This is a genomic window from Paenibacillus oryzisoli (genome assembly GCF_050467285.1).
Lineage (GTDB): Bacteria > Bacillota > Bacilli > Paenibacillales > NBRC-103111 > Paenibacillus_E > Paenibacillus_E oryzisoli_A.
In genome coordinates, this window is the sequence record NZ_JBCMUN010000001.1 from 323,682 (window position 1) to 341,601 (window position 17,920).

13 protein-coding genes are annotated in these 17,920 nt (G+C 56.0%); 6 read left to right on the forward strand and 7 right to left on the reverse strand.

Annotated features, from left to right (window positions below; translation table 11 throughout):
* The first annotated feature begins 257 nt into the window (after positions 1 to 257).
* Together ABE504_RS01200 and ABE504_RS01205 are read left to right on the forward strand one after the other, a co-directional pair.
* Positions 258 to 932 (forward strand): uracil-DNA glycosylase, encoded by a 675-nt coding sequence (locus ABE504_RS01200; protein WP_430083336.1) that lies wholly within the window; start codon positions 258 to 260, stop codon positions 930 to 932.
* Positions 933 to 1,014: 82 nt separating this feature from the next.
* Positions 1,015 to 2,262: a DUF445 domain-containing protein gene (locus ABE504_RS01205; protein ID WP_430083339.1), complete on the forward strand. Its 1,248-nt coding sequence runs from the start codon at positions 1,015 to 1,017 to the stop codon at positions 2,260 to 2,262.
* Positions 2,263 to 2,324: 62 nt separating this feature from the next.
* Here ABE504_RS01205 and ABE504_RS01210 read toward each other — a convergent pair whose 3' ends face one another.
* A complete protein-coding gene (locus ABE504_RS01210) occupies positions 2,325 to 2,777 on the reverse strand; it encodes a bactofilin family protein (protein ID WP_430083342.1) in 453 nt (150 codons plus the stop codon).
* A complete protein-coding gene (locus ABE504_RS01215) occupies positions 2,774 to 3,787 on the reverse strand; it encodes a M23 family metallopeptidase (protein WP_430083345.1) in 1,014 nt (337 codons plus the stop codon). The genes ABE504_RS01210 and ABE504_RS01215 overlap by 4 nt, the downstream gene beginning before the upstream one ends.
* Before the next feature lie 192 nt (positions 3,788 to 3,979).
* Between ABE504_RS01215 and ABE504_RS01220 the strand changes: the two genes are divergently transcribed.
* Positions 3,980 to 5,182: a hypothetical protein gene (locus ABE504_RS01220; protein WP_430083347.1), complete on the forward strand. Its 1,203-nt coding sequence runs from the start codon at positions 3,980 to 3,982 to the stop codon at positions 5,180 to 5,182.
* A gap of 940 nt (positions 5,183 to 6,122) precedes the next feature.
* On the opposite strand, the gene ABE504_RS01225 is transcribed toward ABE504_RS01220, so the two are convergent.
* From ABE504_RS01225 to ABE504_RS01240, 4 genes are read right to left on the reverse strand one after another with little or no spacing between them, the layout of a single operon-like run.
* Positions 6,123 to 6,647, reverse strand: a complete 525-nt coding sequence (locus tag ABE504_RS01225) for a hypothetical protein (RefSeq protein ID WP_430083350.1) — start codon at positions 6,645 to 6,647, stop codon at positions 6,123 to 6,125.
* A gap of 31 nt (positions 6,648 to 6,678) precedes the next feature.
* A complete protein-coding gene (locus ABE504_RS01230) occupies positions 6,679 to 7,857 on the reverse strand; it encodes an MGDG synthase family glycosyltransferase (protein WP_430083353.1) in 1,179 nt (392 codons plus the stop codon).
* A 46-nt stretch (positions 7,858 to 7,903) separates the two neighbouring features.
* Positions 7,904 to 8,482, reverse strand: coding sequence for a thymidine kinase (locus ABE504_RS01235; protein WP_430083356.1), 579 nt, complete (start codon positions 8,480 to 8,482; stop codon positions 7,904 to 7,906).
* Positions 8,483 to 8,527: 45 nt separating this feature from the next.
* Entirely contained in the window at positions 8,528 to 9,511 is a 984-nt protein-coding gene (locus ABE504_RS01240) for an HD domain-containing protein (RefSeq protein ID WP_430083360.1), read from the reverse strand.
* Positions 9,512 to 9,742: 231 nt separating this feature from the next.
* On the opposite strand from ABE504_RS01240, the gene gltB reads away from it, so the two are divergent.
* The 3 genes from gltB to ABE504_RS01255 all read left to right on the forward strand — a co-directional run bounded on the left by gltB (position 9,743) and on the right by ABE504_RS01255 (position 17,181).
* Positions 9,743 to 14,335 carry a glutamate synthase large subunit gene (gene gltB / locus ABE504_RS01245; RefSeq protein WP_430083363.1) on the forward strand — a complete coding sequence of 1,531 codons (4,593 nt, stop codon included), beginning with the start codon at positions 9,743 to 9,745 and terminating at the stop codon, positions 14,333 to 14,335.
* A gap of 203 nt (positions 14,336 to 14,538) precedes the next feature.
* Positions 14,539 to 16,023, forward strand: a complete 1,485-nt coding sequence (locus tag ABE504_RS01250; protein WP_430083366.1) for a glutamate synthase subunit beta — start codon at positions 14,539 to 14,541, stop codon at positions 16,021 to 16,023.
* Between the two features lie 651 nt (positions 16,024 to 16,674).
* On the forward strand, positions 16,675 to 17,181 hold the full coding sequence (locus ABE504_RS01255) for a hypothetical protein (RefSeq protein WP_430083369.1): 507 nt from the start codon (positions 16,675 to 16,677) through the stop codon (positions 17,179 to 17,181).
* Between the two features lie 10 nt (positions 17,182 to 17,191).
* Here ABE504_RS01255 and ABE504_RS01260 read toward each other — a convergent pair whose 3' ends face one another.
* A complete protein-coding gene (locus tag ABE504_RS01260; protein WP_430083371.1) occupies positions 17,192 to 17,887 on the reverse strand; it encodes a response regulator in 696 nt (231 codons plus the stop codon).
* Between the last annotated feature and the right edge of the window lie 33 nt (positions 17,888 to 17,920).

A 17,920-nucleotide genomic window follows, 5' to 3' on the forward strand; every position in this document is an offset into this window, starting at 1 on the left:
CATTTTCAAAATAACGCTTATTTTTATCGAAATTCCTGCATATTTGCAGGCTTCGCAGCACCCTCCAACACCCAATCGCATCACCCACCGGCCTCAGCACCACTTCACAGCCGCCTACGGGCAGCCCAACTCCCCACATCCCAGCAACCTGACCATCTCCCGCAGTCCATCAGATCCTCCCCTTATGTGCTGTAAGTCGATCGGATATGGTATAATTTTGTCGAATGCTACTGTCGAGCGGGAGGATCGGGCTTGAAATGGCGATTTTGAAAAACGATTGGGCCAACGAACTGGAACCGGAATTTGCCAAACCCTATTACTTGCAGCTTCGCAAGTTTCTTGTCGACGAATACCGGACGAGGACGATTTATCCGGATAAATACGATATTTTTAACGCTCTGCATTATACGCCGCTGGCGGATACGAAGGTTGTCATTCTGGGGCAGGACCCTTATCACGGGCTGGGGCAGGCTCACGGATTAAGCTTTTCGGTGAAAGAAGGGGTCGCGCCGCCGCCATCCTTGCAAAATATGTTTGAAGAACTGCGCGCTGACCTCGGCTGCTTCATCCCTAATCACGGGCATTTGCTGAATTGGGCGCAGCAAGGCGTCCTGCTGCTGAACACGGTGCTTACCGTCAGAGCGCATCAGGCCAACTCACACAGGGAAAGCGGCTGGGAAACGTTCACGGACCGCGTTATCGAGACCATTAACAGCAAGAATGAGCCTGTCGTTTTTCTGCTGTGGGGCAGTCACGCCCAGAAGAAAGCGCAGCTCATCACGAATCGCACCCACTTGCTCATTCGTTCGCCACATCCGAGTCCATTGTCGGCGCATCGCGGCTTTTTTGGGAGCCGGCCGTTCTCAAAGGCGAATCAGTTTCTGCGCTCCAAGGGCCTGCAAGAAATCGACTGGCAGATTCCGAATCTGTAGCCCTCCGGCTGGCGTTTGCCGCGTTCCCATCATTTTTATGTTAAAATAAAACCACTATCTCATGCAGAAAGAGTTGTGCACGATGAAAAAAGAAGCAAGATACTTAGCCACGGCGTCTCTTGGCGTGATGGGGGCGGGCTTCCTCGCCACGCTGCCGGTGTCGTCGACGGTATGGGGCGCCTTCCTGCAAGGCGGTTTCGAAGCCGGGGTCGTCGGGGGGCTCGCCGATTGGTTTGCGGTGACGGCACTGTTCCGTCATCCGCTCGGCATTCCGATTCCGCATACAGCGCTGCTGCCCAAGAATCGGGAGAAAATCACGAATGCACTCGTCTCCACCGTGCAAAACGAACTGCTCTCCAAAGCGACGATCAAGGCTCGCCTGGAGCAGATTCGCTTCCTCGAGCGGGGGCTCGAGCTGGCAGACACGCAGCTGGATCAGCCTGCTGTGCATAACGGCATCTGGGCGATTGCTCGCCACATTTTACAAGCAATTGACATGGACAAGCTCGCCCCGCTCATTGCCCGGGAGCTCAATCAAGCCCTCCAGGACGTCGATACAGCCAAGCTTATTCGAACACTGGTCGATGCGGTGACAGAGAACGGTTACGACGGCAAAACCTTCGACTTTGTCCTCGACAAAGTTGCCGCTTGGGTGATCAAAGCGGATACGCGCGACCAACTCGGGGCGATGGCGCTTAAAGCTTTTGAAGGGCTGCAATCCAACGGCTTTATGGCGTTTGCGGTCAACGCGTTTATCGGGATGGTGAACGAGGAGAAAATCGGCGGGATCATCCAAAACTTCCTGCTCACGTACATCGATCAGATGCGCACCGCTCGTCATCCGCGTCGTGAGGCTGTCTTGCAGTTTATCCGCAAAGAACTGGATAGACTGGAGTACAACCCGCATCTGCTCAAAGAACTGGAGAACCTGAAAACCAAGCTGCCCGAGCTGATCGACCTCGACGCCAAAGTGGCGCATCTGCTTACTCGCATCAAAGAAAAAGCCGAAGCTTTCGTAGACCAACCGGCGTTTGTTCCGCAGCATGTCGTGCCGCTCCTTCGGAAGCTGCTGTCCAACATAACAGCGAATCCCGACATGATGCAGCGGGGAGAGCAGTGGATTCAGGACCAGATCGCATCCTATCTGGAGCAAAATCATAGCAAGATCGGCCAACTCGTCAAAGAAAATCTCGACAAGCTGGACAACGACAAGCTGACGCTCCTCATGGAGGACAAAATCGGCAAAGACCTGCAATGGATCCGGGTGAACGGCGCCATTTGCGGATTCATTATCGGCCTTGTGCTTGCAGGGCTGAAACAGCTGCTATAGCACAGCAAAACAGAAAACCACCAACGTAGTCCTGTTCAGGGATACGTTGGTGGTTTTTGCTGCTAGTTCCCGCCGGAAGCGACGGCTTGCTGTTCATTTTTATGCTGCTTATGGGCCTTCGCATCGATGACCTTGGCGCCGCCGCTAGTCTTCTCAGCGACGCCTACAGGCATCGCGCTGCTGCCCTGAAAAATGCCGCCCTCCTCCACAACGAACGACCGCACATCGATATTGCCGATCAGGACGCCGGTCGAAGTGACGATCAGCTTGCCTTTCGTATGTACGTTGCCTTTCACTCTACCGGCGATCAGAATATCCCGCCCTGAGAGGTTGGATTGCAGCACCGCGTTCTCGCCGATCGTGATGTCGCCCGCGCACTCCACGTCGCCGCTCAGTTGTCCTTCGATGCGGATGCTTGCTTCCGACATGAATTTGCCTTCACAGATGGTGCTGCCTCCGATGAGCGTGTCCGTCGATTTGGTATCGACCCGTTTCCCTTTTGAGCTGCCTATCATTTGCGTTCATCATCCTTTCGGTCTGTGATCAGGTAGGGCATGGGATTGATTGGGACGCCATTCTTATGCACTTCATAATGAAGATGAGAACCGGTGCTCCGTCCGGTCGAACCGACAAGCCCGATCTGCTGTCCTTTCGATACAGATTCTCCGCGTTTTACCAGCATTTTATTCATATGCATGTACTCCGTTTCCAGACCTTTGCTGTGTTCCACGATGATATGATTGCCGTGATCGTTGTCGAAGCCCGCTTCGATCACTTTGCCTGCGGCTGCGACATAGACTGGATCATTCATATCGCCGTCGAGATCGAGTCCAGTATGCATGGAGGGCTTGAGCGTAAAGGGATCGAGGCGAATGCCAAAACCGGAGGAAATCCGATGGTTAGCGATCGGCCAGAGCGTGGGCGTGATGCTGCGAATATACTCGACTTCTTTAATTTTGGCTTCGGACGCTTTGAGATGCTCCAGCAGGCCATTAATGTCGCTGACGAGGGAGGATAACCCGTCCTTTGTCTCGCCGACCAGGGCAAATACTTCGTCGGAGGTCACAGGGGTGTCGCTGCCGCCGATATCGAGGCGTTTGGAGGCGGTGGGCGAGGGGCTGCCTGCCGTTTTTTTGCTTGTCCCGTTTGCGCCTTCCGGCTCGGCCATCAGCTCGATGACATGGTCCAACTGCTTGATTTCCTCCAGCGTATCTTTAAAATCGTTCGCTTGCCGGCTGAGCGTAATTAAATCGGTCTGGAGCTTTTCAAGCTCGCCGTTTTTTTGCGTGAGTTGCTCGGTGAATTGGCGATCATGCCCGTCGAGTTCGGCTTGCATATTGAGCTTGGTCTGATCTGAAGTCGTATGCATCACATAGATCGTGATCACGAACCCCGTCAGTACCAGCAGCAGCAGGCTGGGTACGATAATGAGCATGCTATGCGGGAGTTTGAATCGTACCGTACGGCGGTGAGCCCCAGGAATAATCATCAGGGTCAGTTCTTTTTTGGCCCATATGAATTTCAAAAGTCCTCATCCTTTCCGTTAGAGTAGCGCGGCCCCCTTTCTGATTTTGATTGTATTCGTCAAAAGAGGGAGTCATGCTATTTATTTTTTGAAGATTGGAGAAAATGGTAGGGTGAGAGACGTCAACTTTTATGGGAAAAGTACCGTCTATGTAGTACAGAAGTGGATTTCAGGGAAGGAAGGGACTTACTTATGAGAATAAAAAAATCGCTAATGCTCTTGTCGCTCGCTGCGCTTGTTGTGTTCCCGGGCTGCAAATCTTCGGGCTCGGCTAGTGAAACATCGGTGCCTGCATCTACGACACCGGCGCCTGTGGAGAGCAGCACGCCGACAACGACGGCGACACCAGCACCAACGCCAACCAGCAGTCCACCGCCAGCATCACAGGGAACATCGGCTTCCGTTGCCATGAAAAAAGTAACGGCAGCTCGGCTCGCAGACCCGAAGGCCGGCTGGATTGGCGGCGACGGCTGGCTAGCGCACACCGATAATGGAGGGACTGACTGGAAGGTTCAGTACACCGGGAAGGGGACGATCTCGCAAATTTTTGCGTTGAACGGGCAGGAAGCCTGGGCAGTCCAAGGCGACAGCAACAATTTGCTGGCGACAACCGATGGGGGCAAAAGCTGGAGCGCCACTGGCGGGCATTTGCCAAGCAGCGCGTTTTTGCATTTTGTTTCAAAGCAGGAGGCGTTCAGCGGCAATGCGCAGACGAAGGACGGGGGTAAAACCTGGACGACACTGGCCGTCCCGGAAGGCATCTCAGGCGACAGCTATTTCCATGATGCGAAGAACGGCTGGGCCGCCCGGCAAAAAGGCTCTAACATCGAGGTGCTGCGCACCCAAGATGGCGGCCAGCACTGGAGCACCGTCATGACCAACCCGACGGTCGCCTCCGTTACGGGCACGACCATCCGTTCCGCCGGAGCGGACGATGCCTGGGTAGCGTTCATTGGCGAGTCCGGCATGACGCAAACGTCGTATTCGCTCTTCCACACACGCGATGGCGGTAAAAACTGGCAAGCCGTACTGGTGAACAGTACGGCCGGAGGCGGCCCGGCGCCTGGCTTCCCGATGGAGGCGGGCACCGGACCGAAGAACGCCGGCTCGAAGCCCGGCCCGCTCTACGTCGCCAGCCCCGACGTCGCGTTCATGGCTGGCCTGTGCCCGGCCTGCGACAAACCCGTCACCGTCGGCTCCACGACCGACGGCGGCAAAACCTGGGTGAACGGCAAGCAGTCGTTCACCGGCTACGGCGATCCGCTGCTCGCGATCGCCGACGGCAAACAGGGCTGGCTCATTACGAATGATAATGAGCAGCCCAGCGTTATGTACACCACCAGCGACGGTGGTGTGACGTGGAAATCGGTGCATACGTTCGATGCACCGAAATAAGGTTCACGCCCCCGCTTGCAGGTGGGGGCGTTTTTTTATGGCCGCGGCAGCTGCCGGGCAGGCTGCCGCGGCGCCTGCTGCGCTAGCGCTATCACCTGAACGAAGGGGATAGTACCCCTAATCTGATTAGTCCTCGAATAGCAGGGACTGACTATCGAACTGCTGCCCACTTAAGCAGGCCCATCCCCTCTTAACGGAGCTAATTTCCCGATTTGAGGCGAGCTAAAGGGGGCCCGCCCCTCTTAGCAGTCCGAATTTCGTGCCAAATCGACGATTTCGCCGTAGTTAAGCAGGCCCAAGCCCTCTTAACAGAGCTATTTTTGCGATTTGGGGCCAGCTAAAGAGGTCTAGCCCCACTTAGCATTTCGCATATCGCGCAACCGGCCAGTTTCACCCTGGTCTAGTGTATCCAACGTTCCCTTCAGCACTCCACGTGCTCGGCAGCCAGAAAAATAGAAGTAGCAAACCACTCTTATTTCTGCCATACCACGACTTTCTAGCCATTTAAGAGTGGTCGCATACGCTTACATCGGCTGAAATCACGCAAACCCGCCGCCAAACAGCAAAATAGAGGTGGTTTGCCACCCCTAATTCTGCCCAATTCTTCATTCAAATCCGAATAAGAGCGGTCTACCACGCTTATTTTTCTCACACCCTCCCTCGCGGCCTATCAAGCGCATCAAGCATGCATACTGTCTCTGCACGACTCACGCCACCACCCCACGCAACAACAACCCCGCAGCTACTCTCTACGTTCCACACTCTGTCCGCCCGACTCACGCCACCACCCCACGCAACAACAAACCCGCTAGCTACTTCTCCTACATTCCCACACACTATCCAAGCGCAATTCACGCCACCATTCCCACGCAACAAACAAACCCGCTAGCTACTCTCCTACATCCCCACGTCCCTGTCCCCGCACAATTCGTGCCACTATCTACACCTTCCCAGTCCCGCCACCATTGGGATCGCCATTGCCGCCTCCGCCGTTCCCATTCCCGTCAGCCCCGTTCCCCGACGACTTCCCGTTGAAGAATGTCGTCGTCAAATCGCGCAGCTTCTCCATAAACTTGCCGTAACCGTAGCCGGTCAGGAACGCGAGAGAGATCCGAGCGGACGAGGAGTCGTCCACTTGCAGCAGCATGATGCCGCTCTCGAACAAGATGATCGTGATGATGGCGGAGCCGAAGCAGAGGACGGGCCGCATTAGATACCAGTACACCCACTGCGTGGTCAGGGCTTCGTAATGCTCGTGGAACATGCGCAGTCCATACAGCGTGCCGCCGAGTGCACCGGCGAAGCCGAAACAGGCATAGTCGTGGTATTGCGCCATATTGATCCCCAGAAATTTGCCTTGCGGCGCATTGCTGCCGAGCACGGCCATCATCCAGAGGCTGCCGATGAACCAGACGAGCAAATAAACAAAAATCGCCTGCTTTCCGAAACGATGAAGTGGATTCATATCAAAAAACACCGCCCTTACACCGTGGTTATTACCAGTGTATGAGCGGTGTTTTTGAAGATGCGTGAAGATACGCACGCTTGTCTGTTAACGCGAGGTAGTCCTTGATCGCTTCGGCGCAGCTTTTGCTGTCCAGCGCTTGCTGCTTGCGGATGCTGGAGCGGCGTTCTGCCAGCTCGGGATACTGCTCCATCAGCAGCTTGAACCAGTGATCGATCATGTCGAGGGACGTAATCCGCTGACCGAAGCCGAGCTCCTGGAAGTAGTCGCAGTTCCTCTCCTCCTGTCCGGGGATCGGGCTGTAGAACAGCATCGGGATTCCTTTGGCGATCGCCTCGGTGCACGTCATGCCACCTGGCTTGGTGATCAGCAGATCGGAGATATCCATCAGCTTGCTAATCTCGTGTGTGTACCCGATCAAATGGACGTTCGGCTGCCGGAACGCCTCCTCCATGAGCAGCTGCTGCCGCGCTTTTTCATTGGTCCCTAAGCAGATCAACAATTGAATGTCTTTGCTCCAGTTGGCAAGGTGGGTGAGGAGCTCTTCTTTTTCTTCTTTTTTGAAAATGCCCCAGCCACCGCCCATGACCATCACTGTAGGCATCGCTTTTAAGCCGAATTCTTGGCGAATCAGCTCTTTGCTGTAGTTCAGACGAAAATCTGGATGAACCGGAATGCCGGTGACTTCAATACGGGACTCGGCCACGCCGCGATCGAGCAGATTGTCCCGCACAGGCGGAGTGGAGACCAAATATTTATCGACGGCCGGATTGATCCAGGTGCCATGCACATCGTAGTCCGTAATGACGGTAAACAGGGGCACATCCAGCCCCGCACGCTTTAACCGGGAAACGATAATACTCGGAAAAGGGTGCGTGCACACGATCAGATCAGGCCGAAGCTGCTGGATGATTGCCTTGGAACGCGCGTAGAACATGCGGTGCAGCACCAGGCCGGCGAGGCTGTTCAGCGATTTTTTATACTGATTTCGATACAGAACGCCATAGAGCTTGGGCTGCAGCGTCACCGTGCGGCGATAAGCGGAAAAGACCCAGGGCGCGAGCGTCGGATGCAAAAAAGCCCCCAGCTCCAGCACACGGGTGATCAGTTCGGGCGATGACTGGCGAAGCTGCGCGGCGAGCGCGTGAGCCGCTTGTGTGTGCCCTTTTCCAAAGCCTTCGGATAAGATCAAAATCCTCTTTTTACGCAAAGAACTCACCTTTCTTGGCTGGCCAATGGAGACCTGCCGCGTTTACTCATTTGTGTACAGCGTTTTTCCGCTTCGCGGCGTAGCATTTGCGGCACACCGGGACGTAGCTTTCGTTGCCGCCAATTTGAATCTGCTCCCCGTGGAAACTCGGTTCCCCGTCCTTGCAGCGCATATTCATGATCGCCTTTTTGTCGCAGTACCAGCAGACTGTTTTGATTTCTTCGATCGTGTCTGCCGCGGCCAACAGCGCATTGCTGCCTTCAAACAGCTGTCCCATAAAATCCGCGCGAAGCCCATAGGCGATCACCGGAATATCCAGCTCGTCGACAATGCCGATCAATACGGCAATTTGCTCTTTATTCAAAAACTGCGCTTCGTCCACTAAAATGCAGTTCGGTCGTTCCCTCTCTGCAAGCGCCCGCATATCGAGCTGGCCGTCTACGGCTATCGCCGCTTTGTCCATGCCGATGCGGGACGTCACTTTGCCGACGCCGAAACGGTCATCGACGACGGAGGTGAGGAGGAGAACTTTTTTGCCTTGTTCCTCATAATTATGCGCGACACGCAGCACCTCGATGGATTTCCCGCTGTTCATCGTGCCGTATCGAAAATACAATTTTGCCAAGCTAAGCCAGTCCTCTCCTAGATGGGAATACGGGATATACGTGCATTAAGCGATAATGAAAAAGTAGGTGCCTGCCAGGCTCTCCAGTTCAGCCAGCTTGACCGCGACTTGAAAGCTTGCCTCGGCGGCAGGTTTTTCCCGCAGCAGGGGCTGTTTCTTCGGCACGCTGCTGAAGGAAGCCTCGATGCTTCCGAGCACCGGCTGGCTGCTAATCTGGATGCGGTGCGGTTCAAACATCAGCACACGAATCGTTTCCTGCGCGGTGCCGTTGTGACTGTGCATGAGCGCATGCAGTAATTCATGATCCATCAGAAAAGGCAGATGCCGCTTCATCTCCGGCTGAGCTTCGCAGTGATGCGTGACGGCTTTGGCGAGCAAAGCGTCCATGGCGACATGCTGCGGCTCAAGCTGAAGGCGATGGCCTTCCACGATACAGTGGGCGAGCGCCGCCGCTGCCTCATCGTCTTGAGCCTCCAGCAAATGGCCGCGTAAACGAAGCTTGCGGATCAGCTCGGATGGCGGCTGGAGCTGTTTGCCGGCGCGGTACGTATCACGGAGATACGTATCCAGATGGTCGAGCCCGAGAATCGACGTAGGGTTCTTGAGCGGGCTTTCTTTTTTCAGAATATCTACAATATGTGACGGTTTAAATCCGTAATTGGTTAAAATTTCAGCGACCTCGCCTTGCAGAATGAACTGCTCCGTATGCCGGTGATGGTTAAACCCGAGTGTACGCTCGATGGCATGGGAGAACGGCAAATGTCCAATATCGTGGACAATCGCTGCGATTCGCATGGGCAGGTCTTCCGGGCAAAAATGCGCTGTAAGCGACCACACGCCTACGGTATGCTCTAACCGCGAGTGGGTGAGGGGTGTGCAAAGCGCAGCCGCACCGAAATGATGTAAAAATTGCAAGCGCCGCACCGGCTTGGAACGGAATAGGTCCATCTCAACCGGATGCGCCTCCGTCTGAAACTGATAGATCGGCTCCATGATCCTGCCGTTTCCAAAGGTGTGTTGAATACTCAAACAGAGATCCTCCTACGCTGTAAAATCTGGTTGTAAGTTCGTGCGGGCGGTAATAGTTATCATAACATGAACTATAGAAGGTATGCTATCCTATGAGACCATTGAAGAATAGAATATCAGATGTTAATATAAGATAAAATATTTCGAATATTTCCTCTACTTGCTTGCGGAGGTACAAAGGTAGCGGAAGTATGCCTGTTTCACCAAACTGAGGGAGAAAGGTTGCGCTACATGAGGAGAAATGGATTACCGCCCAAACAAGGATTGTACGATCCGGGATATGAACACGACGCTTGCGGGATTGGCTTCGTGGCGAATATCAAGGGGATCAAATCGCATGCGATCGTCAAGCAGGCACTGAACGTGCTGTGCAATTTGGACCATCGCGGAGGTCAAGGCAGCGAACAAAATACGGGCGATGGAGCCGGCATTCTCATGCAAATTCCGGATGCTTATTTTCAGGAGGCCTGCACAGCAGACAATATCAAGCTGCCGCAAGCGGGACATTACGGCGTAGGCATGGTGTATTTGCCGCAGAACCTGGAGGAGCGCCAAGCTTGTGAGAACACGATTGAACGCGTGGTGAGAGAAGAAGGGCAGCAGTTCCTGGGCTGGCGGACCGTGCCGACGAACAACAGCTCTTTGGGCGAATCGGCCAAGTCGGCTGAACCGTTTGTTCGACAAGTTTTTATCGGCCAGAGCGCGGATGTGACAAACAATCTCGATTTTGAACGCAAATTGTACATCATTCGGAAGATTTCTGAAAACGCTGTCAAAAAAGATCAACCTTTGTCGCAATTTTACTATTCCAGTTTATCCAGCCGCACGATCGTGTATAAAGGCATGCTGACGCCGGAGCAAGTGGACGCTTATTACGTGGAGCTGCAGGACGAAAAAGTCGAGTCTGCGCTTGCGCTGGTACACTCCCGTTTCAGTACGAATACGTTCCCAAGCTGGGAGCGCGCGCATCCGTACCGCTACTTGATCCATAATGGCGAAATTAATACGCTGCGAGGCAATGTGAACTGGATGCATGCCCGCCAGGCGATGTGCGAGACGGAGCTTTTTGGGGACGATTGGAAAAGGATTCTTCCTGTGATCGACACCGATGGTTCCGACTCGCAAATGTTCGATAATACGCTCGAGTTCCTCATGCTGTCCGGTCGTTCGCTGCCGCATGCGGCGATGATGATGGTGCCGGAGCCGTGGTCGAAGCACGAGGGCATGGACGACGAGAAAAAAGCGTTCTACGAATACCACAGCACGTTAATGGAACCGTGGGATGGTCCGGCGGCGATTGCGTTTACGGACGGTACGCAGATCGGGGCGATTCTGGATCGCAACGGGTTGCGGCCATCACGGTACTATGTGACCAAAGATGATCTAATTGTACTGGCGTCTGAAGTTGGCGTGCTGGACATCGAGCCGGAGCGCGTGCTGTACAAGGATCGGCTCAGACCGGGCCGCATGCTGCTCGTGGATACGGAAGCGGGCCGCATCGTGGCGGATGATGAGATCAAAAGCAGTATCGCCAGCGAGCAGCCTTATCGCGAATGGTTGAATGAGCATCTGATTTCTCTGGAGGAGCTGGACGATGCGCCGTTTGCGCTTGGCTCCGATCTGGATACGCTGGGGCAGCGTCAACAAGCGTTTGGGTATACGTTTGAGCAATTGCGTAAAATTTTGGAACCGATGGCGAAAACAGGGGTTGATCCGATCGGCTCCATGGGCACGGATGCGCCGCTTGCGGTGCTGTCGAATCGTTCGCAGCTCTTATACAATTATTTTAAACAATTGTTCGCGCAGGTGACGAACCCGCCAATTGACGCGAACTTCGAGGAAATCATTACGGCGCAGGGCACGACGATCGGGCCGGAGCGCAATCTGATCAAGCCGGATCCGGCAAGCTGCCGTCAAATTCGGCTCGCGACGCCGTTCCTGACGAACGTCGAGCTGGCGAAGCTGCGCCATATTCAGCGAGATGGCTTCAAAACGGTGACGCTGTCGACGCTCTTCACGGCTGCGGAAGGAGCCGCAGGCTTGGAGCAGGCGATGGCTGCGCTGAGCCAAGCGGCCGATGAGGCGATTGCGGACGGAGCGACGCTAATTATTTTGTCCGACCGCGGCGTGGACAGTGCGAAAGCGCCGATTCCGGCCTTGCTGGCGACGTCGGGGCTGCATCACCACCTCATTCGCGAGGGCACGCGGACGAAAATTGGCTTGTTGGTCGAGTCGGGCGAGCCGCGCGAGGTGCACCATTTTGCCCTGCTGCTCGGCTACGGTGCGGGTGCGATCAATCCGTATCTGGCGCTGGAAACGCTGGACGACATGATTCAGCGCAAGCAATTGGTCGGCGTTGATCACGAGAAGGCGACCTACAATTATATCAAGGCTGTCACGAAGGGCGTTGTCAAAGTACTGGCGAAAATGGGGATATCCACGATTCAAAGTTATCGGGGCGCTCAAATTTTCGAGGCGATCGGCCTCAACCAGGAACTTGTCGACAAGTACTTCACGTGGACGTACACGCCGGTCGGCGGCATCGGCCTGGATGTGATCGCGCAGGAAGCGGTGCTGCGTCATCAGCGCGCATTCTCCCCGCAAGAAGGGCGCGATCCTGTGCTCGACGCGGGCGGCGACTTGCAGTGGCGGCGTGATGGGGAAGAGCATCTGTATACGCCGGAAACGGTCCATGCCCTGCAGACCGCCGTGCGGACGAACAATTACGGCATGTACAAAAGCTTTGCGAAGCTCATCCTTCGCGAAGATGAGAAATATATGGCCTTGCGCGGGCTGCTGAGCTTCAAAGAAGGCCGCCAACCGATTCCGATCGAGGAAGTCGAACCGGTCGAGGCGATCTGGCGGCGCTTTAAGACGGGAGCCATGTCCTACGGCTCCATTTCCAAAGAAGCGCACGAAACCATCGCGATCGCGATGAACCGCATCGGCGGCAAAAGCAATACCGGCGAAGGCGGCGAGCATCCGGAGCGCTTCACGCCGGACGAGAACGGCGATCTTCGCCGCAGTGCCATTAAGCAGGTGGCGTCCGGCCGCTTCGGGGTCACAAGCCACTATCTCGTCAATGCTGACGAGATTCAGATCAAAATGGCGCAGGGCGCCAAGCCCGGCGAGGGCGGCCAGCTGCCAGGGTCCAAAGTGTACCCTTGGGTGGCCGAGGTGCGCGGGGTTACACCAGGCGTCGGACTGATTTCGCCGCCGCCACATCACGACATCTATTCGATCGAGGATCTCGCTGAGCTCATCCACGATCTCAAGAACGCCAACCCAAGAGCGCGGATCTCCGTGAAACTCGTCTCCGAGGTTGGGGTTGGCACGATTGCAGCCGGCGTCGCCAAGGGGAAAGCGGACGTTGTCCTCATCTCCGGCTACGACGGCGGCACAGGCGCGTCCCCGCAGACGAGTATTCGCCACGCGGGACTGCCGTGGGAGCTCGGTCTGGCGGAAACGCACCAGACCCTCGTCCTGAACAACCTGCGCAGCCGGATCGCGGTCGAGACCGACGGCAAGCTGATGACGGGACGCGATGTAGTCATCGCAGCGCTGCTCGGGGCGGAGGAGTTCGGCTTCGCGACGACACCGCTCATTACGATTGGCTGCGTCATGATGCGCGTCTGCCATCTGGACACCTGTCCGGTCGGCGTAGCGACGCAAAATCCGGAGCTGCGCAAAAAATTTGCCGGCGACCCGCAGCATGTCGTCAATTTCATGACGTTCATCGCGCAGGACGTGCGCGAGTGGATGGCACAGCTGGGCTTCCGTACGATTGAGGAAATGGTCGGCCGCACCGACATTTTGGAAGGCAAGCAGGCGGTCGCCCACTGGAAAGCCAAAGGCGTCGATCTCGCGCCGCTGCTGCACCAGCCGGACGTCGGCGACGATGTCGGCCGCTTCTGCCAAATGCCGCAGGATCATGGCCTCGACCGCTCGCTCGACGTGACGAAGCTGCTGACGATCTGCGAGCCCGCCATCGAGCGCAAAGCGCATGTCCACGCTTATCTGCCGATCACGAACGTGAATCGCGTCGTGGGCACGATCGTGGGCAGTGAAGTGACGCGCAAGCACGGCGCGGAGGGCTTGCCCCACGATACGATCCGGCTGCATTTCCACGGATCGGCGGGCCAGAGCTTCGGCGCATTCGTGCCGAAGGGGATTACGCTCTCGCTCGAAGGCGACGCGAACGACTACGTCGGCAAAGGACTGTCCGGCGGCAAGCTGGTCATTTTCCCGCCGGCGAGTGCGACCTTTGTTCCCGAGGAGAACATCATCATCGGGAACACGGCGTTCTATGGCGCGACCGATGGCGATGCCTACATTCGCGGGATTGCCGGCGAACGCTTCTGCGTGAGAAACAGCGGCGTGCGCGCTGTCGTAGAGGGCGTAGGCGATCACGGCTGCGAGTATATGACGGGCGGCAGGGTCGTTGTGCTTGGGGCGACGGGCCGCAATTTCGCGGCAGGGATGTCCGGCGGCATTGCATATGTGCTCGACGAGAAGGGCGATTTTGCCTCGAAGGTGAACAAAGAGATGGTGCTCCTTGAACAGTTGGAGGAGACCTATGAAATGAATGAGCTGAAAACGATGATTCAGCATCACGCCACATTTACGGATAGCAGCGTAGCCCATAACGTCATTCAGCATTGGGAGGAATACGTTTGGAAGTTCGTGAAGGTTATTCCGAAGGATTACAAACGTATGTTCGACGCCATCGAGAAGGTGAAACGTTCCGGACTGAGCCAGCAGGAGGCCGTGATGGTGGCTTTTGAGGCGAATATGAGGGATGTTTCGCGGGTTGGCGGCAACTAAGAGACTGCGACGAATAAAGTACCGCTAATTTGCCGCCAAAACTCCCAAAACCGTGGAGATTTTGTCAGCAAAAGCGGATACTAAATTCCTCGCAGCTCCTAACTGAATCGCGCAGCGTGTCCGTCTGCTCGTTGGGGGGCGGGCGTGCTTAAGGGCAGGGTGCCGGCTTGGCTGGCTATCATACGCAGGAGGGATCAACGTAAATGGGGAAACCGACGGGTTTTATAGAACATACACGTGAAGTGGCGTCCGAGACGGCTCCGCTCGTCCGAATCGGCCACTGGAAAGAATTCGTGACGCCGCTCACCGAAGATAAATTGCAAACGCAGGGCTCCCGCTGCATGGATTGCGGCATACCGTTCTGTCATACAGGCTCAATCATTAGCGGCATGGCGGCCGGTTGTCCGGTCAACAATCTCATTCCGGAATGGAATGATCTGGTGTATAAAGGCCGCTGGCGCGAGGCGCTGGATCGGCTGCACAAGACGAACAATTTCCCGGAATTCACGGGCCGCGTCTGCCCTGCGCCATGCGAGGGCTCCTGTACGGTAGGCCTCAAGGATACGCCGGTCACGATCAAAAGCATTGAAAAAGCGATCATCGACAAAGGGTTCGCCGAAGGCTGGATCACCCCGCAGCCGCCGGAGGTGCGCACCGGCAAGAAAGTCGCGGTCGTCGGCTCAGGCCCATCGGGGCTTGCCGCTGCTGCGCAGCTCAACAAGGCCGGTCACTGGGTGACCGTGTTCGAGCGCGCCGACCGCGTCGGCGGCCTGCTCATGTACGGGATCCCGAACATGAAGCTGGACAAAAAATACGTGCAGCGCCGCGTGGATCTATTGGAAGCCGAGGGCGTGGCGTTTGTGACGAACGCACATGTCGGCGTCAACTATCCGATTGAGAAGCTGCAGGAGGAGTTCGACGCGATCGTACTTTGCGGCGGCGCGACGAAAGGCCGCGATCTGCCGATCGAGGGCCGCGAGCTGAAAGGTGTCCATCTGGCGATGGAGTTTCTGGGCAAAAACACGAAAAGCCTGCTCGACTCCGAGCACGCGGACGGCGCCTTCATCTCTGCCGAAGGCAAGGATGTCATCGTCATCGGCGGCGGCGACACTGGCACGGACTGCGTCGGCACATCGCTGCGCCACAAGTGCCGCAGCGTGACGCAGTTCGAGATTATGCCGAAGGCGCCGGAAATGCGCCAGGCGAACAATCCTTGGCCGGAATGGCCGAAGGTGCTGAAGGTCGACTACGGCCAGCAGGAGGCCGCGGCGGTGCAGGGCGAAGACCCGCGCACATACCTCATCAACACGAAGCGATTCGTGGGGGATGAGGAGGGCAACTTGAAGGAGCTGCACACGGTCTTGATCGAGTGGCAGAAGAACGAGAAGGGCCAGTTCGTGCCGGTCGAAGTGCCCGGCAGCGAGAAGGTGTACCCGGCACAGCTCGTGCTGATCGCCATGGGCTTCACCGGGCCGGAGCACACGGTGCTCGATCAGCTCGGCGTTGCGAAGGATGAGCGCTCGAACGCCAAGGCCGAGTACGGCAAATTCGCGACGAACGTCGAGGGTGTGTTCACGGCCGGCGATATGCGCCGCGGCCAGAGCCTCGTCGTCTGGGCGATCAACGAAGGCCGCGCCGTGGCGCGTGAAGTGGATCGCTATTTGATGGGCGCGTCCAATTTGCCATAAGAGACATTTGCAATGCCGCTCGGAAATTCTGCGCGCGCGTTGACGAAAGAAATGCCTGCAAGCGGGGTGCCGCTTGCAGGCATTTTTTATTGAAGAGGACACGAATCTCCTTACCTATTCCCGACCATCGATCATCCTCACTTTCGGGCGCAATTCCCTAGCTACTAACTTACTCCGAAGCCCCGTCGGTCACGCCTATTCTTGAACCAGACACCAGTCTCCTGAACGTCTCCACTCCATCGCTTCCATAATCCTGTATTTCGTACAGCTAATTGTCGCCATAACCGGGGAATCCGGCGGATTACCTGTATTTCCTACATGAAATGCAGGCTCAAACCTTAAAAAAGGTACCTAATCCGAGAAAACACCAATTTTTTACTGTAGGTTTTACAGGTTTTCATATAATTTGGGGTGTTTTTCCCTGATTTTGATGTAGCTTTTACAGGTTCGTGACTGTTGGAGCGATGAGGTCTGCCCCTTCGGCTGCCTCAAGGCCCACAACACGCGCGTTTGGACCAGCGGAATAAGCCCTTCTGCCCAGTTTTATTCAAAAAGATGAACAATTTCCACAATTCATGTACAATAGAGGACATGAAAAGGGCTGACGGAAGCGAATGATATAGAAGAAAGAACGGAAAGCGAGGGGAGCACATGAAGAGGGAAGATCTCATAACGCCGGCTGAGCTGCAAGCGCTGCTTGGAGACAATGGCGGCGGGCTGCAGGAGTTTGCGCCGGACGAGCCTATTGGCGCGCAGCATTTGTATGCCCTGCAGCAGGCGGTCGTGCTCCTCTCCCGTCAGGTGGCGGAGCTGCAGGAGCAGTTGCAGGGGCATTTTCAGGAGCAGCACCTCAGGCATGAACAACTGCTCCGGCAATTCCAGCATCATCTCGAGTACAAGCTGTACGAGCAGATGATGAATGGGGTTATCCTGCAGCGCACACCTGTCGCGCAGCAGCAAGAGACGCTGCCGGGGGAAACCCCTGCTGCCGCTCCCGCAGATTCAGTCGCAGAGCTGCATCCCGCGTTGATTCCGCCGCCAGCCGATCCGCACAGCACGGAAGAGCCGGAGGAGATTCCCCCGACTTATTCGCGCGTCAAGAGCTACCGCAAAATCCGCAAACGGAAAAAATCGTTCCTTGAGCGATTGTTTGAATAGTGTCAAGCCCTCAGAGCATACCTTCCTCGTGGGCTTTTTTTGATGCTTGCACACGATCGCGCACGTCCATTTTGGCGTAGATGCTGGAGATGTAGTTTTTCACGGTGCCTTCGGAGAGGTAGAGCTTCTCGGCGATCTCCCGATTGTTAAGGCCGTCCGCGATGCCGTGCAGCACTTGAAGCTCGCGATCGCTCAGCCCGTAGGCGTCTGAGGAGCGCCCGCCATCGTCCGCAGGCTTGCCGGCACCCGAATCGGCCCCAACCGCTTCGGCGCCGCTGCGCGCCTGCTGCACCAGCAGCTTGGCGATGTCCTGCGGAATCAAGGTGCCGCCTTGATGCACCCATTTGATGCCGGCGGCCAAATCTTTAGGATGAATGGCTTTCAGCAAATAGCCTTCGGCCCCTGCGCCGAGCGCGTCGATGACGTAGCCGACTTCCTGGAATGTCGTGAGAATAATGACGCGCGTTTGCGGCCATTTTGCTTTGATTTGGCCGGTCGCTTCGACCCCGTTCATCTTGGGCATATGAATGTCCATCAGCACGATGTCGGGCTGGTGGATTTCGCACTGTTCGAGTGCCACCAAGCCGTTCTCGGCAAGCCCGACGACATTGATGTCCGGGTCCATACCCAGCACGATATGCAGGCTTTCCCGAATGAGGTCTTGATCATCGACGAGCAGTAGTTTCAGCGGCAGTTGTGCAGTCATATACAAGGAACGCCTCCTATTCTTTACTCTTCT

Coding starts and splice junctions, on each gene's coding strand:
- ABE504_RS01200 (WP_430083336.1), top strand. CDS start 258: ATGGCGATTTTGAAAAACGATTGGGCCAACGAACTGGAACCGGAATTT.
- ABE504_RS01250 (WP_430083366.1), top strand. CDS start 14,539: ATGGGGAAACCGACGGGTTTTATAGAACATACACGTGAAGTGGCGTCC.
- ABE504_RS01220 (WP_430083347.1), top strand. CDS start 3,980: ATGAGAATAAAAAAATCGCTAATGCTCTTGTCGCTCGCTGCGCTTGTT.
- ABE504_RS01205 (WP_430083339.1), top strand. CDS start 1,015: ATGAAAAAAGAAGCAAGATACTTAGCCACGGCGTCTCTTGGCGTGATG.
- ABE504_RS01260 (WP_430083371.1), bottom strand. CDS start 17,887: ATGACTGCACAACTGCCGCTGAAACTACTGCTCGTCGATGATCAAGAC.
- gltB (WP_430083363.1), top strand. CDS start 9,743: ATGAGGAGAAATGGATTACCGCCCAAACAAGGATTGTACGATCCGGGA.
- ABE504_RS01255 (WP_430083369.1), top strand. CDS start 16,675: ATGAAGAGGGAAGATCTCATAACGCCGGCTGAGCTGCAAGCGCTGCTT.
- ABE504_RS01225 (WP_430083350.1), bottom strand. CDS start 6,647: ATGAATCCACTTCATCGTTTCGGAAAGCAGGCGATTTTTGTTTATTTG.
- ABE504_RS01210 (WP_430083342.1), bottom strand. CDS start 2,777: ATGATAGGCAGCTCAAAAGGGAAACGGGTCGATACCAAATCGACGGAC.